Origin of the sequence: Salana multivorans (assembly GCF_003751805.1) — a bacterium.
GTDB lineage: Bacteria > Actinomycetota > Actinomycetes > Actinomycetales > Beutenbergiaceae > Salana > Salana multivorans.
The window spans coordinates 239,992-262,892 of the sequence record NZ_RKHQ01000002.1 but is presented as its reverse complement, the minus strand read 5'-3'; the positions used below and the strand labels follow the sequence as shown (position 1 = coordinate 262,892).

Below are 22,901 nucleotides of genomic sequence, written 5' to 3'. Positions count from 1 at the left end.
GCGGATGGCCGGGACGGACGAGGCGGAGCCCGGAGCGAGCGGCGGACCGCGGCCGACGGCCGGGGACCGGGACGCGCCCTACCTGGTCGGCCTGTTCGCGCTGACCGTGGCCACGGGCGTGGTCGACGCGGTCAGCTACCTGGCGCTCGACCACGTGTTCACGGGGAACATGACCGGGAACGTGCTCTTCGTCGGGTTCGGGCTGGCCGGCGCGGGCGGCGTCCCGCTGCTCAACAACGCGGTCGCCCTGGCGGGGTTCCTCACAGGCGCGACCGTGGCCGGGCGGCTCGTGCGTGGCCGGGCGCACCGGACCCGGCTGCCGACGGCGCACGTGCTGATCCTCACCCTGACGGCCGTCGCGATCCTCGGGCTCGGGATGGCCTGGCTGCTGCTGGGGACGCCGACCGGTGGGCTGCTGCTCGGCCTGACGGCGCTGCTCGCCGCAGCGATGGGGATGCAGGCGATCGCCGCCCGGGGCGCGCGCATCCCGGACGTCACGACGGTGGTCATCACGAGCACGCTGATGAACCTCGCCCTCGACAGCCAGCTCGCCGGCGGGGTCGGTGAGCGCTGGGGACGCCGCGTCGGCGCCATCGCGTCCATGGCGGCGGGTGGTGCGCTCGGCGCGGTCCTGGTGCGCTCGTGGTCCGGCGCCGGTGCGCTGCTCGTCGGCGGCGTGCTCATGGCGCTCGGCGCCGGCGCGCTCGCGCGGGCGCGGAGCTCGTGAGCGCCGACGGGGCCGACGGCTCCGGCGCGACGGCCGGGCCGCCGCGTCAGCCGTCGTGAGGTTCGCCGGGGTTACGGTGGACGGGCAGGGACCGAGAGAGGAGCCCGCGATGGGTGAGGGTCGAGTCGTCGTGGTGACCGGGGCAGCGCGCGGGATCGGACGGGCGAGCGCGGTCGCGTTCGCCCGCGCCGGGTACCGGGTCGCTGGTGCCGACATCGCGGCGCTGGCGAGCGCGGCGATGGACTACGAGCCCGCGACGCCCGAGGACCTCGCCGAGACCGGTCGTCTCGTCGAGGAGGCCGGCGGCGAGTGGCTCGCCGTCGTCGTCGACCAGCGGGACACGGCCGCGATCCGCGAGGCGTTCGCCCGGGTCGTCGAGCGGTTCGGCGGTGTCGACGTCGTGTTCGCAAACGCTGGCATCCAGGGCTTCGCGCCGCTGCTGGAGATGACCGACGAGCTGTGGCACGACCAGATCGACATCAACCTCACCGGCACCGCCAACGTCCTCCGCGTGGCGGCGCCGCTGCTGGTCGAGCGTGGCGGCGGCCGCATCATCATCACCTCCTCGACCCAGGGGCAGCACGGCACCCTCGACGGCTCCGGCTACTCGGCGTCGAAGTGGGGGCTCATCGGACTGATGAAGTCGGCGGCCCTCGAGCTCGGGCGGTACGGCATCACGGTCAACGCCGTCATCCCCGGCCTCATCGACACGAAGCTGACCCGGCACGAGGACCGCTACGCGCAGATCATCCGCTCCGGCGGCAACGAGCCGACCGGTGACGTCGAGCGGGACGAGCGGACGGCGGCCGACGCGCAGCGCAGGAAGCTGCCGCTCGGCGTGCCGTGGGTCGAGCCGGAGGACGTCGCTCCGCTCGTCGTGTTCCTCGCGTCGGAGGAGGCCCGGATGGTCAGCGGCACCAGCTTCGCGGCCACCGGCGGCGACAGCGCCAACGTCACCGCCTGAGGGGCTACCGCCCCGGGGCGCGGTTCGCCACCATGGGCGGATGACGTGGACGACGTGGATGGCGGTGCCCCGCCGCCCTCGACCAAGCCGGGGCTGACCGCGGTGCCGCGGTTCAACCCGCCGCCGGGGTGGCCCTCACCGCCACCCGGCTGGCAGCCGCCCGCCGGGTGGCGACCCGACCCGTCCTGGCCGCCGGCACCGCCGGGCTGGGTGTTCTGGGACGACGACGCGTCCGTCGGGGCGGCCCGCGTCGCCGGGCCGCCGGTCGTCACGCCGCCCACGGCCGAGCCGACGGTCCTGCTGCGGAAGGTGGCGAACCTGCTCGTCGAGGATGCCCAGCTCGACCTGCCTCCGGCCCTCGGCGTCGCGCTGGACGTCGTCGACGTCGACACGACCCCGGCGGAGGTGGTGATCGACGTCTTCCGGGCCGCCTACGGGGGGCTGTGGGTCGGCGGCACGCTGATCGTCACCGATCGCACCGTCGACTTCCGGGCCAACGGGATGAACCGCGCGGTGCAGTCGGGGACACTCGACCTGTCCGTGCAGCTGCGGCACGTCGCCGCGGTCGAGGTGCTGCCGGGCGTCGTCACGAGGATCGTCGCGATGCGGGTGGGCGGACGCGTGGTGAAGGCGCGGACGTACGGCGCCGACAGGGTGGCCGAGACGCTCCGCCAGGCGATCGCGCGCGCCCGGTCCTGAGTAAGACGGCGGCGCGAGTCCTCGGCCCACGCTCGGCGGGGACGGGCCTGCCCGGGGTGCGTTCGGTGGGCTAGGAGGCGGGACGCGTTCCGGGGGGTGCCTGCTGGGCGACGTCCGCCCACACCTCGGTCATCTCCCGGATGAGCCCGTCCGCCATGGTGATGAAGGTGGCGCACTCGAAGTGACTCAGGCCCGTCTCCCCCTCGCCCGTGACGTGCGCGCGGCACGCGGCGGCGGTGTCGTCGCCGACGAGCTGGCGAACCGTCAGGTGATCGAAGCCCGGGTACTCCGCGTTGAGGCGGATCCACTCCTCGGCCGTGAAGACCTCGCCGGTGTGGCTGTAGCGGCAGCGGAACTCCGGGTGCAGGTACGCCGCCATGTCCGCCCACCGGCGCTCGTCGATCGCGGTCATGAGCCCGGACAGCGCCTCGACAGCCTTCATCGCGTCACTGTATCGACGGGGCACGGCGGCCAGCGCGGGACGGGCGCGCGAGGCCCGTCAGGGGCAGGTGTCATCGGCCGGCAGGCCGGCAAACCGGTCAGCCGTCCACCGCAGGAGCTCGCCGGGCAGGGGCGAGTCGGGCCCGACGACGCCGACGTGGTCCTGCCCCTCGTACGTCCGGTAGTCCACCGCCTGCCCCGCGGCGCACAGCTCCTCGACGTACGCGCGCTGCGCGTCGGGCAGGACGAGCGTGTCGGCGAGCCCCTGCGCGAGGAGCAGCGGCGCCTCGATCGGCAGCCGCGGGACGTTCTCCTCCAGCCGCTGCGCGAGCGGTCCCGCGTTCGGGTCGGTCCGCCAGATCGGGCGGTCGATCGCGACGGCTCCGACGACCGAGACGAGCATCGCGGGGTCGCTCCAGCAGCGCGCGAGGGTCTCCTCGTACAGCAGCGTGGCCTCGGGACGCAGGTAGTCGGAGACGCGGACGTCGTCGTACCGCTCCGCGAAGCCGGCGAGCACGAGCGGGCCGACGAGCGTGCCGGCGGTGTCGCCGGCGAGCGCGTCGATCATCGCCGGAAGGTTGGCGGCGGGGGCCATCGCGGCGACGCCGACGATGTCGAGCTCGGGCGCGTACCCGGGGGCGACACCGCCCGTCCAGAGCGCGGCGCCGCCGCCCTGGGAGTGACCCCAGACGACGGTCCGATCGCCGAGGCCGGCGTCGGGGAGCTGGTGCGCCGCGCGGACCGCGTCGAGCGTCGCCCGGGCCTCGCCCTGGCCGACCAGGTACTCGTGCGGCGGGTCGGCGCCGAGGCCGATGTAGTCGGTCATGACGATCGCCCAGCCGGCATCGACCACCGCCGCCGGGTCGGGCATCGCGCCCGAGGCGAGCGGGTCCGCCAGCAGCGTCGGTGCGCAGCCGACGGCCACGCCCGTCGTGCCGTGGTCCCAGGCGACGACCGGAGCCGCCTGCGCCCCGTCGGGCACGACGACCAGGCCGGACGCCACGGCCGGCATCCCCTCGTCGCGCGTCGTCGTGTAGAGGATGCGCCAGGCGGTCGCACCGTCGGGGACGGCGCGGGTGAACGGCTCGGCGCGCAGCAGCACGCCCGCCGCCTCGGGCACGTCGAGCGGCGGCGTGTAGAAGTCGTCCGGGTGCGGGGTGCCGAGGAGCCGGCCGCCGACGGCGGCGAGCAGGAGGGCCAGCACGAGGGAGGACGCCGCGAGCACGATCCGGGGACGGCCGCGGGACGCTCGGCCCTCCCGCGGTCGGCCGAGCCACCGCGGGCCGACGGTCTCGACGAGCAGCCGGACCCCGCGCACGAGCAGCCAGGCGCCGAAGGCGAGGCCGAGCACGAGCACCGTGACGTCGCGCCAGGTCAGCGCCAGCAGGCCGAAGATGATCGCCGAGGCCCCGCTGAGCAGGGTCGCGACGCGGTCGCGGGCGCCCAGCGAGCGGGACAGCGCCCCGGTGAGGACCTCGCGCACGCCCTGAGCGAGCAGCAGCAGACCGACCAGGAGCACGGTGAGCCGGAGGCCGAGGCCGGGGAGGAACAGCACGACGAGGCCGGCGACGACGAGCAGGGCCGCCAGCAGCCGGCGGACCCAGCGGTGCCGGGGCGCGCCGCCCGCGTCGTCGTTCCCGCGCAGCGCCTCGATCACGCCGGCGACGATCAGTCCGACCCCGAGCGCGAGCAGCAGCAGGCTCACCGACGTGAGCGGCCGCGTCACGAGGACGAGGCCGAGCAGCACGCCCAGCAGCCCGACGACCACGCGAGCCGCGGTCAGCCAGACGGCGTTCCGGTCCCCCGTCGGTCCGGGCGGGAGGCCGTCCGCAGCGTGCGTCGTCACGGTCCCGATGCTAGGCGGTCACGTCCCGGCACCCGCCACCGCCCACGACCGTGGTTCCGGCGATGAGCCCGAGGTGCCGTCGCCGACCTGAGCCGACGATGCACGGTGGGCCCAGAGGGGCTCGAACCCCCGACCTCCGCGGTGTAAGCGCGGCGCTCTGACCAGCTGAGCTATAGGCCCCGGTACGGCGCACCATCGTAGCGACCGCGCCGTCGGGCCGATCGCCCGTCAGCCGGCCGCCGCCATGGATCGCGCCCGCGTCGTCCCGGGCGCTGGACCTACCGCTCGGGCGGATACACGTGCCCCCGACCACCGCCGGCCCCACCGCTCCCGACCAGACCGTCGACCACGCCGTCCGCCGTGACCAGCGCCACCGGGACGAGCGTCACGGGCAGCGGGAGCGCGGGCGCCTGCGTTGACCCGGCCTCGGGCCACGGCGAGGTCCGCGCGATCCGCCACCGCCGCGCGGTGAGCTCGACGGCGATGCAGTAGCCGATCGTCGTGACGGCGCTGATGAGCACGCCGATCAGGGAGCCGCCGTCGGCGCTCTGCACCGTCGTGCCCCAGACCCCGCTCGCCATGAGCCCGAACACGACGACGTTGTTGACGACGTGCAGCGCGATCGACGCCTCGAGCCCGCCCGTCCGCAGCACCAGCCACAGCGCGGCGAGCCCGAAGATGCCGACGTCGAGCAGCCCCCACAGCTCGTACATGTGGCCCGAGACGAACAGCCCCGTCGTCACGAGCGCGATGACGACGCGCGCCCACCAGCGTCGCGGCAGCCACGACCCGAGCGCCTGCACCATCACCCCGCGGAACGCGTACTCCTCCGCGGCCGCCTGGAACGGGACGAGCAGCACGATGACGAGCAGCGGCAGCCACAGCCGGGACAGCGGCGTCCAGTCGGGCGTCAGCTCGTCGCCGGCCAGGAGGCCGACCCCGATGCTCGCCCCGATCGACACGACGATCATGACGACCGCGTAGAGGCCGCAGCGCAGCATCCAGCGCCAGCGCAGCCGCCCCACGACGCTCGACACGATCCACGCCGGCCGCAGGCGCATCACCCACATCCCGAACCACACGCCCGGGATGATGAATGCGAGCGACGCGAGCGCGACGACGAGCATCGGCACGTCGAGCGCGTCGAGGCTGGCGAGGCGCTGCTCGAGCCCGAGCAGCCCGCTCGGGTCACCGATCATCATCGGAACCAGGACGAGCACCTGCCCGACGCCGAACACCGCGATCGCGATGAGGATCGCGAGCGCGAGCCGCCACCAGGTGTAGCCGGCGAGCGTGCGCGGGAGCCGCTCGTAGGGCGTTGCGGCCTCGGGATACCCGGCGGGTAGCTCGGCGCCGCGCGCCCTGCGCGGCGGGGCCGGGCTCGTGCCCGCGGGGTACACGGGGAACTGCGGTGCGGCGGGAGTCGTCACGTCGTCACGTTACCGTCGGTCGCCGCGTCGACGCCGGTCGCCCCGGCGCGGAGCGCGTCGACGGCCAGGGCCAGGTGCTCGGGCGTGCGCGCCACTCCCCCGGCCGAGTCGGCGATCCACCGGACGACGCCGTCCTCGTCCATCAGCACGGTCCGGCGCCGCGCGGTGCCCCTGTGCGGGTGGAAGGCGTCGAACGCGCGCGCCACCTCGCCGTGCGGCCAGAAGTCCGAGGCCACCTCGACGTCCGGCAGGCCGAGCGAGGCGCGCCACGCGTCCAGGACGGGGGCGGAGTCGCACGAGACGACGACGAGCCGCGCCGACCCGAGGTCGAGCGCGGCGTGCGTCACGACCTCCTGCGTGCACACGGGCGTGAACGCCCCCGGGACGAACAGGAGGACGGCGGGTGCGCCGCGCAGGTCGGCCGACTCCAGCGGCAGCCCGAACGGCGCCAGCAGGGAGAGCTCGGGCGCGGGCCGCCCGATCGCGAGGCTCAGCGCCCTCGCCCCTTGGCGACGAGCCGCATGCCGAGCCAGCCCGGCGCGGCGGCGATGGAGGACGTCGGCTGCAGGCCGGCGGTGCGCGCCGACTCGCCCAGCTCGGACGGGGCGACGTGACCCGGCTGCCCCGCCTTGGGCACGAGGAGCCACACGAGACCGCCGTCGTCGAGTGCGGCGCCGACGTCGACCAGGAGGTCCTCGAGGTCGGTCGAGTCGCCGTCGTCGGAGCGCCACCACACGATGGCCGAGTCCGTGACGTCGTCGTAGTCCTCGTCCACCAGCTCGACCCCGAGGTCCTCGATGGCCTCGCGCAGGGCCGCGTCGACGTCGTCGTCGTAGCCCCACTCCTGGATGACCTGTCCCTCGGTGAAACCGAACCGCGCGGCTTCCGAGCCCGCCGGGCTCGTCGTCCCTGTCACTCCCTGCCCCTTCGTGTCTGTGCCGTCTGTCCGCTGCCGGGCCTGCGGCCCGGCCAGCCGTGTCGCGTGCCGCGGGACACCCGCGGTGCCGTGCGTCACATGCTCCCCGGAGACTACCGTCACATTCGGCTCCTGGGTCCGAGAACGAGCCCCGGCGTGGGTAGGCTGACAGTGGCGTGCCCACGATCGCGCGCCCCGACCCGCGGCAGCGTCGACCAGCGGCTCCTGCCCGACGCGGTCGTGACTGATAGCAAGGGAGCGGTAGCACTGTGACCACAGGTGACTCCAAGGCCGAGGGCGTCGGCGTCGTCGAGGACGTCGAGGAGCAGAACGAGTGGCTCGAGTCGCTCGATGCGATGGTCGACGCCCGGGGCGAGAAGCATGCCGCCGGCGTCGTCTCCTCGGTCCTCACGCACGCGACGAAGCGCGGGCTGCAGGTGCCGAACGTCGTGACGACGCCGCACATCAACACGATCGACGTCGCGGACGAGCCGGAGTTCCCGGGCGACGAGGCGATCGAGAACCGCTACCGCGACTACCTGCGCTGGAACTCGGCCGTCATGGTGACCCGCGCCCAGCGCCCCGGGATCGCCGTCGGCGGCCACATCTCCTCCTACGCGTCCGTCGCGACGCTGTACGAGGTCGGCCTCAACCACTTCTTCCGCGGGATGGACCACCCGGGCGGCGGGGACCAGATCTACTTCCAGGGCCACGCCTCCCCCGGCATGTACGCCCGCGCGTTCCTCGAGGGTCGCCTCTCGGCCGACCGCCTCGACGGCTTCCGCCAGGAGCTGAGCCACCCGGCCGGCGGGCTCCCCTCCTACCCGCACCCGCGCCTCATGCCGGACTTCTGGCAGTTCCCGACCGTCTCGATGGGCCTCGGCCCGTCCGGCGCGATCTACCAGGCCTGGACCAACAAGTACCTGCACCTGCGCGGCATCAAGGACACCTCGCAGCAGCGCGTGTGGGCCTTCCTCGGCGACGGGGAGATGGACGAGCCCGAGTCGCGCGGCATGCTCCAGCTCGCCGCCCAGCAGAAGCTCGACAACCTCACGTTCGTCGTCAACTGCAACCTCCAGCGCCTCGACGGCCCGGTCCGCGGCAACGGCTCGATCATCACCGAGCTCGAGGGCTTCTTCCACGGCGCCGGCTGGAACGTCATCAAGGTCGTGTGGGGCCGCGAGTGGGACGACCTGCTCGCCAGGGACACCGACGGCGCCCTCGTCGACATCATGTCGACGACGACGGACGGCGACATGCAGACGTACCGCGCCGAGTCCGGCGCGTTCATCCGCGACAACTTCTTCGGTCGCGACCCGCGCACCAAGGCCATGGTCGCCGACCTGAGCGACGACGACATCTGGGCCATGAAGCGCGGCGGCCACGACACGCGCAAGATCTACGCCGCCTACAAGGCCGCCGTCGAGACGACCGGCCGCCCGACCGTCGTGCTCGCGCACACCGTCAAGGGCTACGGCCTCGGCCCGCACTTCGCGGCCCGCAACGCGACGCACCAGATGAAGAAGCTCAAGCCCGAGGACGCGATGCTCCTGCGCGACGCGCTCGAGATCCCGCTGACGGACGCGCAGCTCCAGGAGAACCCCTACCTCCCGCCGTACTTCCACCCCGGCTTCGAGGCCGAGGAGATCAAGTACATGCTCGAGCGCCGCCGCGAGCTCGGCGGGTTCCAGCCCGAGCGCCGCTCCACCTTCACCGAGGTGACGCTGCCCGGCGACAAGGCGTACTCGATGCTCGCGAAGGGCTCGGGCCAGCAGGAGGTCGCCACGACGATGGCGTTCGTCCGGCTGTTCAAGGACCTCGTCAAGGACAAGGACTTCGGCCGGCGGATCGTCCCGATCATCCCGGACGAGGCCCGCACCTTCGGTCTCGACGCGATCTTCCCGTCCGCGAAGATCTTCAACACGCTCGGCCAGAACTACCTCGCCGTCGACCGCGAGCTGATGCTCAGCTACAAGGAGTCCCCGGCCGGGCAGATCATGCACACCGGCATCAACGAGGCCGGCTCCGCCTCGGCGTTCCAGGCGGTCGGCACGTCCTACGCCACGCACGGCGAGGTCCTCGTGCCGTTCTACATCTACTACTCGATGTTCGGGTTCCAGCGCACGGGCGACCAGTTCTGGGCAGCCGGCGACCAGATGACGCGCGGCTTCCTCATCGGCGCGACCGCCGGACGGACCACGCTCACGGGCGAGGGCCTCCAGCACGCCGACGGGCACTCCCCGCTCATCGCCGGCACGAACACCGCCGTCGTCCACTACGACCCGGCCTACGGGTACGAGATCCGCCACATCGTGCGCGACGGCATCGAGCGCATGTACGGCAGCAACGACGGGCGCGGCATCCTCGGCGACGCCCGACCCGAGGACGTCATCTACTACCTCACCGTGTACAACGAGCCGATGGTCCAGCCGGCGGAGCCGGAGGGGGTCGACGTCGACGGCATCCTGCGCGGCCTCTACCAGATCCAGGCCCCGCAGGACGGCGACGGTCCCGTGGTCCAGCTCCTCGCGTCCGGCGTCGCGGTCCCGTGGATCCTCGAGGCCCGCGAGATCCTCGAGCGGGACTGGGGCGTGCGCGCGGGCGCCTGGTCCGTGACGTCCTGGTCGGAGCTGCGTCGCGACGCGCTCGCCGCCGAGCGGGACGCGTTCGTCCACCCCGAGCGCGAGGTCCGCACGCCGTTCGTCACGCGAAAGCTCGCCGACGCCGAGGGTCCGTTCATCGCGACGAGCGACTACGACCACCTCGTGGCCGACCAGATCCGCCAGTGGGTCCCGGGCGACTACGCCGTGCTCGGCGCCGACGGCTTCGGTCTGTCCGACACCCGCCCGGCCGTGCGCCGTCACTTCCTCATCGACACGCAGTCGGTCGTGACGAAGGCGCTGCAGTCACTCGCCCGCCGCGGCCAGGTCGCGGCCGACGTGCCGGCCCAGGCCGTCGAGAAGTACCGCCTGCTCGACGTCACGGCCGGCACGACCGGCTCCGCCGGCGGCGACGCGTAACCACCGGTCCCGACCGCCGAGCGGTCACCGAACGCGCCGCACCCCACCCGGGGTGCGGCGCGTTCGCATTCCGTCCGACTTGTGGCACTCCCACAAAGGCGACGCGTAGGCTCGGCCCGTGAGACTCCAGGCCCAAGCCGAGACGATCCGGCGCCTGCGCCAGCGCAGCGACCTCCTCACCGCGGCGGCGATGAAGCGGCTGGACGCCGAGTCCGTCTGGTACCGGGCGCTGCCTGCCGAGGACCGCTCGTGGATCGGGCTGGTGGCGGCCTCCGGCATCAGCGCGTTCATCGACTGGTACGAGAACCCGGCGCCCACGACGTACAACGCCTCGGAGATCTTCCGGGCCGCGCCGCCCGAGCTCATCCGCTCGATGTCGCTGCAGCACACGCTGTCGCTCGTGCGGCTGCTGGTCGAGGTCGTCGAGGCCCACACGAGCGAGATCGCCTCCGGCGAGCGGGAGTCCGAGCTGCGCGAGGCCGTCCTCATCTACTCCCGCGAGGTCGCCTTCTCGGCCGCCGAGGTCTACGCGCGCGCCGCCGAGGTGCGGGGCGCGTGGGACGCCAGGACCGAGGCGCTCGCCGTCGACGCGATCCTGCGCGGCGACGACGACGACGCCCTGCGCTCCCGGCTCGCGACGCTCGGCTGGGACGCGACCACCCCCGTCGTCGTCGTGGCCGGCGCCCTGCCGAGCGCCGAGGACAGCTCGGTCGAGCTGCGGCGCACCGCCCGCCGGGCCGCCGGCGACGCGCTCGTCGGCATCCACGGGGACCGCGTCGTGCTCGTCCTCGGCGGGCAGGGCGACCTGCGCGCGGCCGCGACCTCGCTCGTGCCGCTGCTGGGCGACGGCCCCGTCGTGCTCGGCCCCGTCGTGCCGACCGTGCTCGAGGCCAGCCAGTCGGCGCGCGGCGCCCTCGCCGGCCTCGCGGCGGCTCGCGGCTGGCCCGACGCCCCGCGCCCGGCGCAGGCGAGCGACTTCCTCCCGGAGCGCGCGCTGTCCGGCGACACCGAGGCCGTCGAGGTGCTGCGCACGACCGTGTACGCGCCGCTCGCCGCGGCGTCCGGACCGCTCGTGGAGACGCTCGCGTCCTACCTGGAGTCGGGTCGCTCGCTCGAGGCGGCGGCCCGCGCGCTGTTCGTCCACCCCAACACCGTTCGCTACCGGCTGCGCCGGATCGCGCAGCTCTCGGGGTGGGACCCGACCGATGCGCGCGAGGGTTTTGTGCTGCAGATCGCACTCGTGCTCGGCCGCCTGCGCGAGCCCGCCCAGATCCGTAGGTTTCCTACAAAGTCGTGAGGACGGGTTCGTCGTCGTCGTGACCCGGTTCGGGGGTCCGGGGACCGGCATGCTTGTCACCATGCTTGCGATCGTCGCGCCCGGCCAGGGCGCCCAGACCCCCGGCATGCTCACGGCATGGCTCGAGGTCCCCGGCGCCGCCGACCACCTCGCCGCCGCCGCCCGGGCCAGCGGGATCGATCTCGTCGGCCACGGCACGACGAGTGACGCCGACACGATCCGGGACACCGCGATCGCGCAGCCGCTCATCGTCGCGACGTCCCTCATGGCGCTGCGCGCCGTCCTCGACGGGCGGGACGTCGCCGAGGTCGCCGGCGTCGTCGCCGGGCACTCGGTCGGCGAGTTCAGCGCCGTCGCCGCCGCCGGGATGATGGCCGACGACGAGGCGGTCGCGCTCGTCTCGCGCCGCGCCGCGCTCATGGCGCAGGCCGCGGCCGAGAACCCCTCCGGGATGGCGGCGGTGCTCGGCGGCGACAGCGACGAGGTCGAGGCGGCCATCGCGGCCGCCGGCGCCTGGCCGGCGAACGTCAACGGCGGCGGCCAGGTGGTCGCGGCCGGCGCCCACGAGGCGATCGCGGCGCTCGTCGACGCCCCGCCGGCCAAGGCGCGGATCATGCCGCTCCAGGTGGCCGGCGCGTTCCACACCCCGCTCATGGGCAGCGCCCGCGTCGCGTTCGAGGACATCGTGACGGGCTGGCCGGCGAACGACCCGCGCGTCGCCCTGCTGTCGAACGCCGACGGCACCGTCGTCACGGACGCGGCCGAGGCGCTGCGCCGGCTCGCGTCGCAGATCACCTCCCCCGTGCGGTGGGACCTGTGCCAGGAGCGCCTGGCCGAGCTCGGCGTCACGGGCATCCTCGAGCTCGCGCCCGGCGGCGTCCTCACGGGCCTCGCGCGGCGTACGCTTCCGGACGTGGCCCGGCTCGCGATCAAGGGTCCGGACGACATCGACGCCGCCCGCGCGTTCGTCGCCGAGCACGCGGCCGAGCACGGCTGAGCACGCGACCGACCGCACGATCCGATCCAGCAGCACCCGACCTCCCCCGTACCCGATCGAGGACCGAGTCATGACGACGATCACCCCCATCCAGCCGATTGCCGGGACGCGCATCCTCGGCGTCGGCGGCTTCCGCGGCGAGCGCGTGGTGCCGAACGAGGAGATCGTCGGCCCGATCGACTCCTCGGACGAGTGGATCCAGCAGCGCACCGGGATCCGGACGCGTCGCCGGGCGAACCCGGAGACGTCGATCCTCGACATGGCGGTCGCCGCAGCGAACGACGCGCTCGAGGCGGCCGGGGTCACGGCCGACCAGATCGACGTCGTCCTGCTCGGGACGGTCACCTACTTCGAGCAGACGCCGGCCCTCGCGGCCCGGGTCGCCGCCGAGATCGGCGCGACGCCCGCCGCCGCGTACGACATCTCGGCCGCCTGCGCCGGCTACTGCTACGGCGTCGGCCAGGCCGACGCCCTGGTCCGCTCGGGCCAGGCGCGGCACGTGCTCGTCGTCGGCGTCGAGCGGATGAGCGACTACATCGACCCGACCGACCGCTCCATCTCGTTCCTGCTCGGCGACGGTGCCGGCGCCGCCGTGGTCGGCCCGTCCGACACCCCGGGCATCGGCCCGACGGTGTGGGGGGCCGACGGCACGCTCGCCGGGCTGATCCACCAGACGCGGACCTGGCTCGAGCTGCGCGGCGAGACGCACGAGGACGCCGTCGCCGACACGATCGCCACCGAGTGGCCGACGATCCGCCAGCAGGGACCCAGCGTGTTCAAGTGGGTCATCTCGAACGTCCCCGAGATCGCGCGTCGCGCCGTCGAGGCGGCCGGCCTCTCGCTCGAGGACGTCGACGTGTTCATCCCGCACCAGGCGAACATGCGGATCACCGACCAGGTCGTGAAGATGCTGGGGCTGCGCGAGGACGTCGTCGTCGCCCGCGACATCGCCGAGACGGGCAACACGTCCGCCGCCTCGATCCCGCTCGCGACCGAGCGCCTGCTGCGCGAGGGGCAGGCCCGCTCGGGCCAGGTCGCCCTGCAGATCGGGTTCGGCGCCGGGATGGCCTTCGCGGCGCAGGTCGTCGTCCTGCCCTGAGAGACTTGTCCCCGTAGCATCCGCTCGACAGCTAGACCGTTCGACCGTGCCGCGAGAACCCGCGGTGCACCACTACAAGGAGAGAACATGGCTCTGAACAACGATGAGGTCCTCGCCGGCCTCGCCGAGATCGTCAACGAGGAGACGGGCCTCCCGGTCGACTCGATCGAGCTCGACAAGTCCTTCACGGACGACCTCGACATCGACTCGCTGTCGATGATGACGATCGTCGCGCAGGCCGAGGAGAAGTTCGAGGTCACCATCCCGGACGACGAGGTCAAGAACCTCGTGACCGTCGGCGACGCCGTCAGCTTCATCGTCGGCGCCCAGGCCTGAGCCAGCGCGTCCTTGCCGCTGGGGCCCCGACCGGGGCCCCAGCAGGCACCTCGTCACCCTGACCTGACACTCTCGACCCCCTGAGCCAACGGAGAGCACCTTGAGCGAGCGCAACGTCGTCGTCACCGGACTCGGGGCGACGTCCCCTCTCGGCGGGAACGTCGCGGACACCTGGAGCGCGGCGCTGGCCGGCACCTCCGGGATCGCCACCATCGAGCGGGAGTGGATGGAGCAGCACGAGCTGCCCGTGCGGTTCGCCGGCGAGCTCGCCGTCGAGCCGGCCGAGACGCTCTCGGTGCCCGAGACCCGGAAGATGGACCGCTCGGCCCAGGTCGCCATGGTCGCCGCCCGCGAGGCGTGGGCGCACGCCGGCGAGCCCGAGGTCGACGGCCTGCGGCTCGGCGTCGTCATCGGCACCGGCCTCGGCGGCCTGTGGACCCTGATGAACGGCTGGGACACGCTCAAGGAGAAGGGCGCCCGCCGGGTGCACCCCCTGACCGTCCCCATGCTCATGCCGAACTCCGCCGCCGCCTACGTCTCGATCGCGCTCGGCGCGAAGGCCGGCGCCCACGCCACCGTCTCCGCCTGCGCCTCCGGCGCCGAGGCCATCGCCTACGCCGCGCAGATGATCCGCGACGGCCGCGCCGACGTCGTCGTCGCCGGCGGCACCGAGGCGTGCATCCACCCGCTGCCGATCGCCGCGTTCGCCCGGATGCAGGCCCTCTCGACCCGCAACGACTCCCCCGCGACCGCGTCCCGGCCCTACGACGCGACGCGCGACGGCTTCGTCCTCGGCGAGGGCGCCGGCATCGTCGTCCTCGAGAGCGAGGAGTACGCCCGCGCGCGCGGCGCCACGATCTACGGCCGCATCGCCGGTGCCGGGATCAGCTCCGACGCCGGCGACATCGCCGCCCCCGACCCCGACGGCCAGTCCCGCGCCATGCGCACCGCGCTGGAGGCGGCCGGACTCACCGGCGCCGACATCGTGCACGCCAACGCGCACGCGACGTCGACGCCCGCCGGCGACATCGGCGAGGCGCAGGCGATCGCGAACGTCATGGGTGAGGTCATCGTGTCGGGCACCAAGTCGATGACGGGGCACCTCCTCGGCGGGGCCGGCGCGCTCGAGACGGTCTTCACCGTGCTCGCGGTGCACGACCACATCGCTCCCCCGACGATCAACCTCGAGACGCCCGACGCCGGGCTGCCCGCCGAGATCCAGGTGTCGACGACGGCGACGCAGCTGCCGGACGGCGAGCTGGCAGCGCTCAACAACTCGTTCGGGTTCGGGGGGCACAACGTGTCCCTCATCGTCACCAGCGCGTAGCTGCTCGCGCGCCCGGCTCACGCGTCGAGCGCGGGCCGGCGGGCACCGCACACCTCGCGGACGGGGTCGGCGCCGCGCCCGCGATGTCGGTCCCAGCAGGCGGCGGTGCCGGCGTCCCGGCGACTAGCCGACGCGGTGCAGCCAGCGCACGGGCGCGCCGGCGCCCGCGTAGCGGAAGGGCTCCAGCTCGTCGTCCCAGGCCTGGCCGAGCGCCAGGTCGAGCGACTCGGCCAGGCGCAGCGGGTCGCCCAGGTTCGTGAGCGCGTTGCGGATGCGGTCCTCGGGCACCACGACGTTGCCGACGCGGTCGGTCTGCGCGTGGAAGATGCCCAGGCTCGGCGTGTGCGACCAGCGCGAGCCGTCGGTCGTCAGCGTCGCGTCCTCGGTCACCTCGTAGCGCAGGTGGTCCCAGCCGCGCAGCGCCGACGCGAGGCGCGCACCCGTCCCGGCCGTGCCGACCCAGGAGATCTCGGCGCGGAGCATGCCGGGAGCCGCGGGCTGCTCGGTCCAGTCGAAGACCGGGCGCATGCCAAGGACGGACGCGGCGGCCCACTCGACGTGGGGGCTCAGCGCCCGGGGTGCAGAGTGCACGAAAAGAACACCGCGGGTCTGGTGTCCCGACATGTCGACCTCCCAGTCTCGAGATACGTCTTCCCCAACGAATCTCGCTGCCTGGCGGTGCCATGTACGACGGCGTGGTCCCAGTGTGCCGCATGAGCGGCGGAAACGGTAGCCCGGGGCCTCTCTCGGCGTCCCGGGCCGTCGTCTGGAGCGGTCAGAGGGTGCGCAGCGCGCGGAGCGCCTGGCGGCGGGTGTCCTTGTCCAGGCGGTCGAGGTAGAGCAGGCCGTCGAGGTGGTCGACCTCGTGCTGGAGACAGCGGGCCATGAGGCCCTCCCCCTCGACGACGACGACGTTCCCGTCGAGGTCCGTCCCCTCCACCCTGGCGTACCAGGCGCGTCGGGTCGGGAACCACAGCTTCGGGACGGAGAGGCAGCCCTCGTCGCCGTCCTGGAACTCGTCGTCGCTCAGCTCGACGATCCGCGGGTTGAGCACGTACCCGAGGTCGTCGACGTTCCACGAGAACGCGCGCAGGCCGACGCCGATCTGGTTCGCGGCCAGACCGGCGCGGCCCTCGGCGTCGACGGTCTCGAGAAGGTCCGCAACGAGCGTGCGGACCCTCTCGTCGACCGTCGTGATGGGCGCGCAGGGCGTCCGAAGGACCGGGTCACCCACGATCCGGATGTCACGGAACGCCATGTGTCAGCGGATCCTCCAGGCCGGGTCCGGCCCGTAGAAGCCGAGCGTCGGGCTGTAGGCGAGCCACACCGTCTCGGGGCTGAGGTCGAGCATGAGGTTGCCCGTCGCGGTCGCCCCCGGCTGGAGGTCGTCGGGCAGCGCGTCCGGCACGTCGCAGAACAGGCCGCCGATGCCGACGTCGACCGAGTAGCCCTCGGCGTACGCCTCGAAGTAGAACTCGTTGATGTTGAGCGCCTCGGTGGCGTCGGCCGCCGCGGTGACCGTCACGTTGACCAGCACGTAGCTGCCGTCCGGGTCCGAGGACATGAAGCCGTCGCACTGCGCGTCCCACGTCACGCTGTTGAGCGCCATGGTGCACGACGGGATCGGCCGAGTAGGGCGCCGGGGCCGGGGCGTAGCTGCCGCCCGGGTAGACCGACGAACCCGTCCCGGGCGCGCCGGAGGTCGCCGAGGGGATGGTGGGCATCGAGGGGCCGGTCGGCTGGGGGCCGGTCGTCGGACCGCCCGGCTGACCGAACGACGCCTGGGGCGCGCCCGGCGCCGCGGGAGGCGGCGGCGTGGTGGGGCGCGACGTCGGGATGATCGTCGTCGGGTCGGCCCCGCCCGGGAGCGAGACCGGCGAGGTCGACGGCGTCGGGGCCGTGTTCCCGCGGCCCGGACCGGCCGGGCTGCCCGGGGCCGCAGGCGGGGTCGGGGCCGCAGGCGGGGTCGGGGCCGAGGGCGGGGTCGGGGCCGAGGCACCGGGCGCGGAGGGCGGCGGCGGGGTGGCGGCGGAGCCCGACCCCGGGATGCGCGTCGTCACCGCGGAGGCGGGGAACGCCGGGCCGCTCGGCGGCGGCGGGGTCGAGGAGGACGGCGGGGCCGTCGGGACCGAGGGAGCGGTCGGTGCCGACGGCGTCGTCGGGGCGGACGGCGGGCTCGGCGTGAACGGCGCGGCGGGGGCCGGCGGCGTCACCGGGACGGAGCCCGTCGACGGCACGGCCGGAGGCGTGGGCGCCGGGGGCGGCGTCGGGACGGCGGGAGCCGCGGGGGCGGCGTCCTCCACCCAGAACTGCCAGCCCGCGGGCGCGGCGGGCCAGGTGGGCTCGGGCTGCCAGCCGGCAGGGGGCGTCCAACCCGCGGGCGGAGTCGGCCATCCGGGCGGCGGGTTGAAGCGGTACGTCACGAGATCCTCCTGCTGTGGCTTACGAGCCCATCATTCCAGCCGCGACCGACATCGGGCATCGGATGACCGCATGACGGAAGCGAACCGGCGAGTATGGCACAGAGCGCGCGCGGCGGGCGAGCGCACTACGATCGACGCGCCGCCCACCGGCGGCACGGCCCCCTTAGCTCAGCCGGTCAGAGCAGCGGACTCATAATCCGTCGGTCGTGGGTTCAAGCCCCACAGGGGGCACGGGTCAGAAGGTAGTTCTCGAACATCGCTGGAGCCCGACGTGGGCCAGACGTGGGGCACGGCTAGACGACCCGGAGCTGCGAGGCACCGCCGAGGCCGAGCCGCGCGGCCGGGTTCACGTCCCGGCGATGCTGGCTCGATACCGGGCCGGCGTCGTCCCACATGCCCGGCCGAAGTGGTCGTAGAACTGGCTCTGCGACCCGAAGCCGGCGGCGTGCCCGACCTCGGCGGCCGACAGCCGGGTGCTGGCCAGCAGGCGCTGCGCCTCGGTGACTCGGCAGCGAACCAGGTACGCCCCGATCGTGCAGCCCATCACCGATCGGAACACCGTCATCGCGTAGCTGGGGTGCAGGTGGCTCGCGTCGGCGACCTGCGCCGGAGTCAGAGGATCCCGGAAGCGCTCGGCGATCAGCCGAGTCATCAGCATCACCGCGTCGAGGTGCTCGGGTGGGCTCGTCGGCGGCGAGTCCTGCGCGGCTGAGCACAGCACCCTGCGCACGAGGGCCTGCAGCTCCAGGAACGCCAGGGCGTGGTCGCCGCGACCGATGTCACCGTGCCAGCGTCGGACGGCGGTGGCCGCGTCATAGTCCAGCGCAGCCGCGGGCACCACAACGGGGCGAGGCTGCAGCAACCCACCCAGCTGGGCGGGCGAGAGCTCCCACGAGAGCACCGTCACCAGCGGGACGTGCAGCCACAGCACGTCGCTGAGCTCGGCGGTTCCGGGGCGCACCAGTCGATGCGGAGTCGTCCCCCAGAACAGGGCGATGTCACCGGCGTTCACGTCGACCCGCGAGCCACCGAACAGGTACCGCAGCCGACCCTCGCGCACCACGTTCAGCTCGACGTCGTCGTGTCGGTGCTGGTGAGCCATCACCGGCGGAGCCCCGCGACGCGTCCACAGGCCGGAGCGCTCGGTGATCACCCCGTCGGCCATGTCTCATCCAACCAGGCGACACCCAGCCGCGGAGACACCGGGCCAAGATTCCCGGAGAAAGTCCGATACGTCCCGGAGGTGGCGCTACGCACGCGTGCGTAGGTTCGCAGCATGACAACGATTGCCATCATCGGTGCCGGCGGTTTCGTTTTCCCGTTCCGGCTCTTCGGGGACCTCGTCAGCTTCCCCGCGCTGCAGGACAGCGAGATCCGCCTCATGGACATCGACCCGGGACGACTCGAGGGGGTGGCCTCGGCGGCGCGCGCGCTGGTCGCCCACCACGGCCTTCCCACCCGTGTGGTCCCGACGACGGACCGGCGAGAAGCACTCGCCGGGGCCGATGTCGTCATCATCACCTTCCAGGTCGGTGGGGTGGCCTCGTACCGGCACGACGTCGAGATCCCGCGCCGCTACGGCGTCGATCAGCCGGTCGGCGACACGGTCGGACCGGGCGGCGTGTTCCGCTTCCTGCGGTCGGTGCCCGCCTACCGTGAGATCGCCGCCGACGCGCTGGAGCTGTGCCCGGACGCCACCGTCATCAACTACGCCAACCCCATGGCGATGGCGACCTCCTACCTCAACGCCCTCGGGCTGCGCACCGTCGGCCTGTGCCACAGCGTGCAGGGGACCACACGGATGCTCGCCCGCACCCTCGAGGTTCCGTACGAGGAGGTCAGCTACCGCTGCGCCGGCATCAACCACCAGGCGTGGGTGCTCGAGCTCCGACGGGGACGGGAGGACCTCTACCCGCGGCTGCGCGCTCTCATGGCCGAGCGGCACCGGATCGGCCGCGGGGCGGGCGGGCTTCGCAGGGACGACGGCGACCACTCCGGCGCCGCCGACGACGCCAGCACCTACGAGGGCGGCAACGAGCAGGTGCGCACCGCGATCATGGAGCAGTTCGGCTACTTCCAGACCGAGTCCAGCCATCACGCCTCCGAGTACCTGCCGTACTTCCGCAAGTCCGCCGACATGGTCACCGAGTACATCCCGCAGCGGTGGGACTACTACGAGATCTGCGCCGCTCACGACGTCCCCGGCGACCTGACCGACCAGCTCGAGTGGCTGAAGGCGGAGCTGAAGCCCTCCGTCGAGTACGGCGCGAGCATCGTCAACTCGATCGCGACCGGTGTGCCGAGCGTCGTCTACGGGAACGTGCCCAACGCTGGCGCGCTGATCACCAACCTGCCGGCCGACGCATGCGTCGAGGTGCCGTGCCTCGTCGACGCGAACGGCGTCCAGCCGGTGGCTCAGGGCGAGCTCCCGCCCCAGCTCGCCGCGCTCAACCGGACCAACGTGAACGTCCAGACGCTCGCCGTCCGGGCGGCGCTGGAGGGCGACGTCCGGCACGTCCACCACGCCGTGGCGCTGGACCCGCTCACCTCGGCGATGTGCACCCTCCCCCAGATCCGCTCGATGACCGAGGAGCTGCTCGCCGCCCACGCCGACCTGCTGCCGCCGGAGCTGGTGACGACCCCCTAGGACCCGCGGCCGAGCCAGAACGCGACACCGTGGACCGGGCGGTGCTGCGGTCCGGCTTCCCGCGCCCAATCGAGAAGGACCATCGAGCGTGCCGACCCGTCCTGGACCGACCGCCCGGTCGTCCCCGACGTCAGGTCGCCGCTGCTCGGCGGCGGACGGCGAGAGCCGTCCCGATCAGGACGAGCGCGACGGCGGCCGCCGCGAGCCAGGGCGATGCCTGGACACCGGTGGTGGCCAGCCCGCTGCCGCTCGTCCCGGCGCCGGTGGGGCTCGCACCACCCGGCGTCGCCGTGGTCGGTGCGGTGGTCTCGCCGGGGCTGGACCCGCCGGGAGGCGTCGAGGTCGGCGTCGGCGTCGTGCCGCTGCTCGACCCCTCACCCGGCTCCTGCGACCCGACGCAGTCGGCACCGTCGGCGACTCGGAGCGAGACACCCTCGTGCGGTGAGTCCGAGATCCACATCACCGTCGGCCAGGCGTCGGCATCCAGCGCGCACCACAGGAGCGCGATGCCCTCGTTCGTGTACGAGGCGTTCATCCCGGTGGGAGCCGCGTACTCCACCTGCCGGGTCAGCACGCCTTCGTCGAAGGCGAAGACCGCGGTGCGGTTCTCGCACACCTCGTCGCACAGCGCCCACAGCTCGTTGCCACCCGCGCGCCAGTCGAGGCCCATCACCGACGACACGGCCTCCGAGGCGTTGACCGTCTGCAGCCGCGTGATGCGTCCGTCCTCCTCCAGCACGACGAGGTGGATGTTGCCCGTCTGCTCCACGCCCACCGCGAAGATGCCGCCGGTGTGAGCGCCAAAGGCCGCGGGGTCGTAGACCTCGCCGTCGGAGCCGCGCACGCCGAGACGAGTGGCGTCGGCGTCGGAGATCCACTCGACTCCCTCGAGGCCGCCGTTCGCCCCGAGGGGTCCCGTGACCTCGCTCAGGTTCCACTCGTGGGTCGTGGTGGACCGGCCGTCGGCCCCCAGCTCGACGCGCAGCACCGACGGTCGGCTGACCTTGCTCGCGCGGTCATCACGCTCGGTCGCGAGGTACACCGCGCCGTCCCCGCCGACCGTGATGCCCTCACCGTCGGGCTGGCCCGCGCCGCCCGGGTAGGTCGCGAGCCACGAGGCGTCGACCGTGTACGTGCCCGGCCCGCCGGCGAGCCGGAAGATCTCGCCGCTGCCGTTGTTCACGGCGACGATCGTGCCGTCCGGCGCCACGTCGATGCCGGACATGTCGTCCCCCCACGTGCCAGGGGCGACCGCGTCCCGGACATCGTTCTCGAACGGCCAGGCCTCGACGTCGACGTCACCGCCCGGCGGCTGCGAGCAGTCGTTCGCGAGCTCGAAGGTCCCGCCGCCCGTGTCCGTGAACGGACCGGTCATGTCGGGGCAGCGGCCGAGCGTCGTCGCAGAGTGCTCCTCCCAGGCACGTGAGGCCACCACGATCCCGGCGGCATCCCGCACCGTGATCTCGTCGCGGCCGCCAAGCCCGAAGCTCGGCTCGGTGAGGACGCCGAGGTAGCCACCCGACTCGATGGTCGTGCCCTCGGGCAGAACGATCGGGTCGTGGCTCGGGTCACTGTCGATCAGCGTCCACCCCGACACGTCGACCGTCTGCTCCAGGTCCGTGTTGGCCAGCTCGACCCAGTCCCCACGGGCGTCGCCACTGGTCTCGACCTCGTTGATCACGACCGGGGTTCCGCCGCCCCGAGCCACGTTGGCGCTGCGCGGGGTCGGCTCGGTCGGCACGAACTCCCCCGTGCCGTCGGGGACCCGACCCTCGCTGGCCACGTGATCGGTCCACGAGTGCTCATCGACGAGACCCCGCCCGTCGGCGAGGAACAGCCGGATCTGGTCCACGCGCCCGAGGCCGAAGCCGTTCGCGGGTGTGTCCGTCTCCACCACGAGGAGTGCGCCGGGCTCCAGGACCGTGCCCGCGGCGATCCGCAGGTCCCGCTGGTCGTTGTCGTCGCGCAGCACCCAGCCCGAGACGTCCACCGCGACGCCACCCGTGTTGGTCAGCTCCACCCAGTCGGCACCGCCGGCCGGGTCGTCCGACATGACCTCGTTGACGACGATCGTGGCGTCAGCCTCGTAGAAGGCCCCCTCGTTGCGCGCCACGTTCGCCGCCGCCGGGGTGGGTTCGGTGTCGACGAACTCACCGGTGCCGTCGGGGATCCGCCCCTCGCTGAACGCGTGATCGGTCCACTCGTAGGAGTCGACGAGCGTCGTCCCGTCGGCAGCGTAGAGACGCGCCATGTCGCGGCTGCCAAGACCGAAGCCAGCATCAGGATCGGAGTCCGGCTCGATCACGAAGAACTCCCCGGGCGCGATGATCGTGCCCGAAGCGATCCGCAGGTCGCGCTCGTCCTTGTCGTCGCGCAGCACCCAGCCCGAGAGGTCGACCGGCTCCGACCCCGTGTTCACGAGCTCGACGAAGTCAGGCGCACCGACCGCGCTGTTCGACTGGACCTCGTTGATCCGCACGGCGGCTCCGGCTGCCGTGGCGGGCGCCACGACCCCGAGCGTTCCGGCTACGGCCACGACGGCGAACGCGGCAAGGACAGGACGTCTCATTGTGCCTCCAGGATTGATGCCCTCGTGGAGTGAAGTCGACACAGACGGCGATGGGCCGACCGGCGAGTGAACGCGGGCGAAACACCGAACGCCGGGACGAGCCGTTCCGCAGCGATCCCGACCAGGAACCTCGCGCGGAGCTCTCGACTCGTCCCGTCCGCGG

At 73.3% G+C, this 22,901-nt stretch carries 20 protein-coding genes and 2 tRNA genes; 11 read left to right on the top strand and 11 right to left on the bottom strand.

The genetic code is table 11. The annotated features are described in order from the left end of the window. Positions 1–4: 4 nt before the first annotated feature. From EDD28_RS13445 to EDD28_RS13435, 3 genes are all read left to right on the top strand, one after another. Positions 5–727: a YoaK family protein gene (locus EDD28_RS13445; protein ID WP_123740292.1), complete on the top strand. Its 723-nt coding sequence runs from the start codon at positions 5–7 to the stop codon at positions 725–727. A gap of 109 nt (positions 728–836) precedes the next feature. Continuing rightward, complete coding sequence (locus EDD28_RS13440; protein WP_123740291.1) at positions 837–1,691, top strand: SDR family NAD(P)-dependent oxidoreductase; 855 nt, start codon at positions 837–839, stop codon at positions 1,689–1,691. Positions 1,692–1,736: 45 nt separating this feature from the next. Then, the gene (locus tag EDD28_RS13435) at positions 1,737–2,390 is read left to right on the top strand and encodes a hypothetical protein (RefSeq protein WP_123740290.1); all 654 of its coding nucleotides are present in this window, start codon (positions 1,737–1,739) and stop codon (positions 2,388–2,390) included. Positions 2,391–2,460: 70 nt separating this feature from the next. On the opposite strand, the gene EDD28_RS13430 is transcribed toward EDD28_RS13435, so the two are convergent. The 6 genes from EDD28_RS13430 to EDD28_RS13405 form a co-directional block, all read right to left on the bottom strand. After that, positions 2,461–2,832, bottom strand: a complete 372-nt coding sequence (locus EDD28_RS13430; RefSeq protein WP_123740289.1) for a nuclear transport factor 2 family protein — start codon at positions 2,830–2,832, stop codon at positions 2,461–2,463. A gap of 57 nt (positions 2,833–2,889) precedes the next feature. After that, positions 2,890–4,677 carry a lipase family protein gene (locus EDD28_RS13425; protein WP_123740288.1) on the bottom strand — a complete coding sequence of 596 codons (1,788 nt, stop codon included), beginning with the start codon at positions 4,675–4,677 and terminating at the stop codon, positions 2,890–2,892. A 106-nt stretch (positions 4,678–4,783) separates the two neighbouring features. Beyond that, positions 4,784–4,857: transfer RNA gene (locus EDD28_RS13420), tRNA-Val, on the bottom strand. Positions 4,858–4,955: 98 nt separating this feature from the next. Beyond that, positions 4,956–6,107: a CPBP family intramembrane glutamic endopeptidase gene (locus EDD28_RS13415; RefSeq protein WP_123740287.1), complete on the bottom strand. Its 1,152-nt coding sequence runs from the start codon at positions 6,105–6,107 to the stop codon at positions 4,956–4,958. Continuing rightward, entirely contained in the window at positions 6,104–6,589 is a 486-nt protein-coding gene (locus tag EDD28_RS17500; protein WP_281272591.1) for a redoxin domain-containing protein, read from the bottom strand. The genes EDD28_RS13415 and EDD28_RS17500 overlap by 4 nt, the downstream gene beginning before the upstream one ends. An 8-nt stretch (positions 6,590–6,597) precedes the next feature. Then, positions 6,598–7,023, bottom strand: coding sequence for a DUF3052 domain-containing protein (locus EDD28_RS13405; RefSeq protein ID WP_123740285.1), 426 nt, complete (start codon positions 7,021–7,023; stop codon positions 6,598–6,600). A 269-nt stretch (positions 7,024–7,292) separates the two neighbouring features. Between EDD28_RS13405 and aceE the strand changes: the two genes are divergently transcribed. From aceE to EDD28_RS13375, 6 genes are all read left to right on the top strand, one after another. Then, on the top strand, positions 7,293–10,043 hold the full coding sequence (gene aceE, locus EDD28_RS13400; protein ID WP_170169497.1) for a pyruvate dehydrogenase (acetyl-transferring), homodimeric type: 2,751 nt from the start codon (positions 7,293–7,295) through the stop codon (positions 10,041–10,043). 118 nt (positions 10,044–10,161) lie between these two features. Continuing rightward, complete coding sequence (locus tag EDD28_RS13395; protein ID WP_245968085.1) at positions 10,162–11,340, top strand: PucR family transcriptional regulator; 1,179 nt, start codon at positions 10,162–10,164, stop codon at positions 11,338–11,340. Between the two features lie 61 nt (positions 11,341–11,401). Then, positions 11,402–12,337, top strand: coding sequence for an ACP S-malonyltransferase (locus EDD28_RS13390; protein WP_123740909.1), 936 nt, complete (start codon positions 11,402–11,404; stop codon positions 12,335–12,337). 70 nt (positions 12,338–12,407) lie between these two features. Next, positions 12,408–13,436 carry a beta-ketoacyl-ACP synthase III gene (locus tag EDD28_RS13385; RefSeq protein ID WP_123740284.1) on the top strand — a complete coding sequence of 343 codons (1,029 nt, stop codon included), beginning with the start codon at positions 12,408–12,410 and terminating at the stop codon, positions 13,434–13,436. An 87-nt stretch (positions 13,437–13,523) separates the two neighbouring features. Beyond that, a complete protein-coding gene (locus tag EDD28_RS13380) occupies positions 13,524–13,772 on the top strand; it encodes an acyl carrier protein (protein ID WP_123740283.1) in 249 nt (82 codons plus the stop codon). Between the two features lie 100 nt (positions 13,773–13,872). Further along, positions 13,873–15,099, top strand: coding sequence for a beta-ketoacyl-[acyl-carrier-protein] synthase family protein (locus tag EDD28_RS13375; protein WP_123740282.1), 1,227 nt, complete (start codon positions 13,873–13,875; stop codon positions 15,097–15,099). Between the two features lie 123 nt (positions 15,100–15,222). On the opposite strand, the gene EDD28_RS13370 is transcribed toward EDD28_RS13375, so the two are convergent. The 3 genes from EDD28_RS13370 to EDD28_RS17185 all read right to left on the bottom strand — a co-directional run bounded on the left by EDD28_RS13370 (position 15,223) and on the right by EDD28_RS17185 (position 16,708). Next, complete coding sequence (locus EDD28_RS13370) at positions 15,223–15,723, bottom strand: DUF3145 domain-containing protein (RefSeq protein WP_123740281.1); 501 nt, start codon at positions 15,721–15,723, stop codon at positions 15,223–15,225. A 151-nt stretch (positions 15,724–15,874) separates the two neighbouring features. Continuing rightward, positions 15,875–16,357 (bottom strand): peptide deformylase, encoded by a 483-nt coding sequence (gene def, locus EDD28_RS13365; protein ID WP_123740280.1) that lies wholly within the window; start codon positions 16,355–16,357, stop codon positions 15,875–15,877. Between the two features lie 3 nt (positions 16,358–16,360). Next, on the bottom strand, positions 16,361–16,708 hold the full coding sequence (locus EDD28_RS17185; protein WP_148059626.1) for a DUF4352 domain-containing protein: 348 nt from the start codon (positions 16,706–16,708) through the stop codon (positions 16,361–16,363). Positions 16,709–17,679: 971 nt separating this feature from the next. On the opposite strand from EDD28_RS17185, the gene EDD28_RS13350 reads away from it, so the two are divergent. Then, a tRNA-Ile gene (locus EDD28_RS13350) sits at positions 17,680–17,753 on the top strand. Positions 17,754–17,868: 115 nt separating this feature from the next. Here the strand turns inward: EDD28_RS13350 and EDD28_RS13345 are convergent. Beyond that, on the bottom strand, positions 17,869–18,687 hold the full coding sequence (locus tag EDD28_RS13345) for a helix-turn-helix domain-containing protein (RefSeq protein WP_123740278.1): 819 nt from the start codon (positions 18,685–18,687) through the stop codon (positions 17,869–17,871). Between the two features lie 111 nt (positions 18,688–18,798). Between EDD28_RS13345 and melA the strand changes: the two genes are divergently transcribed. Then, entirely contained in the window at positions 18,799–20,169 is a 1,371-nt protein-coding gene (gene melA / locus EDD28_RS13340) for an alpha-galactosidase (protein ID WP_123740277.1), read from the top strand. A 130-nt stretch (positions 20,170–20,299) separates the two neighbouring features. Here melA and EDD28_RS17495 read toward each other — a convergent pair whose 3' ends face one another. After that, entirely contained in the window at positions 20,300–22,738 is a 2,439-nt protein-coding gene (locus EDD28_RS17495; RefSeq protein ID WP_170169496.1) for a lamin tail domain-containing protein, read from the bottom strand. Between the last annotated feature and the right edge of the window lie 163 nt (positions 22,739–22,901).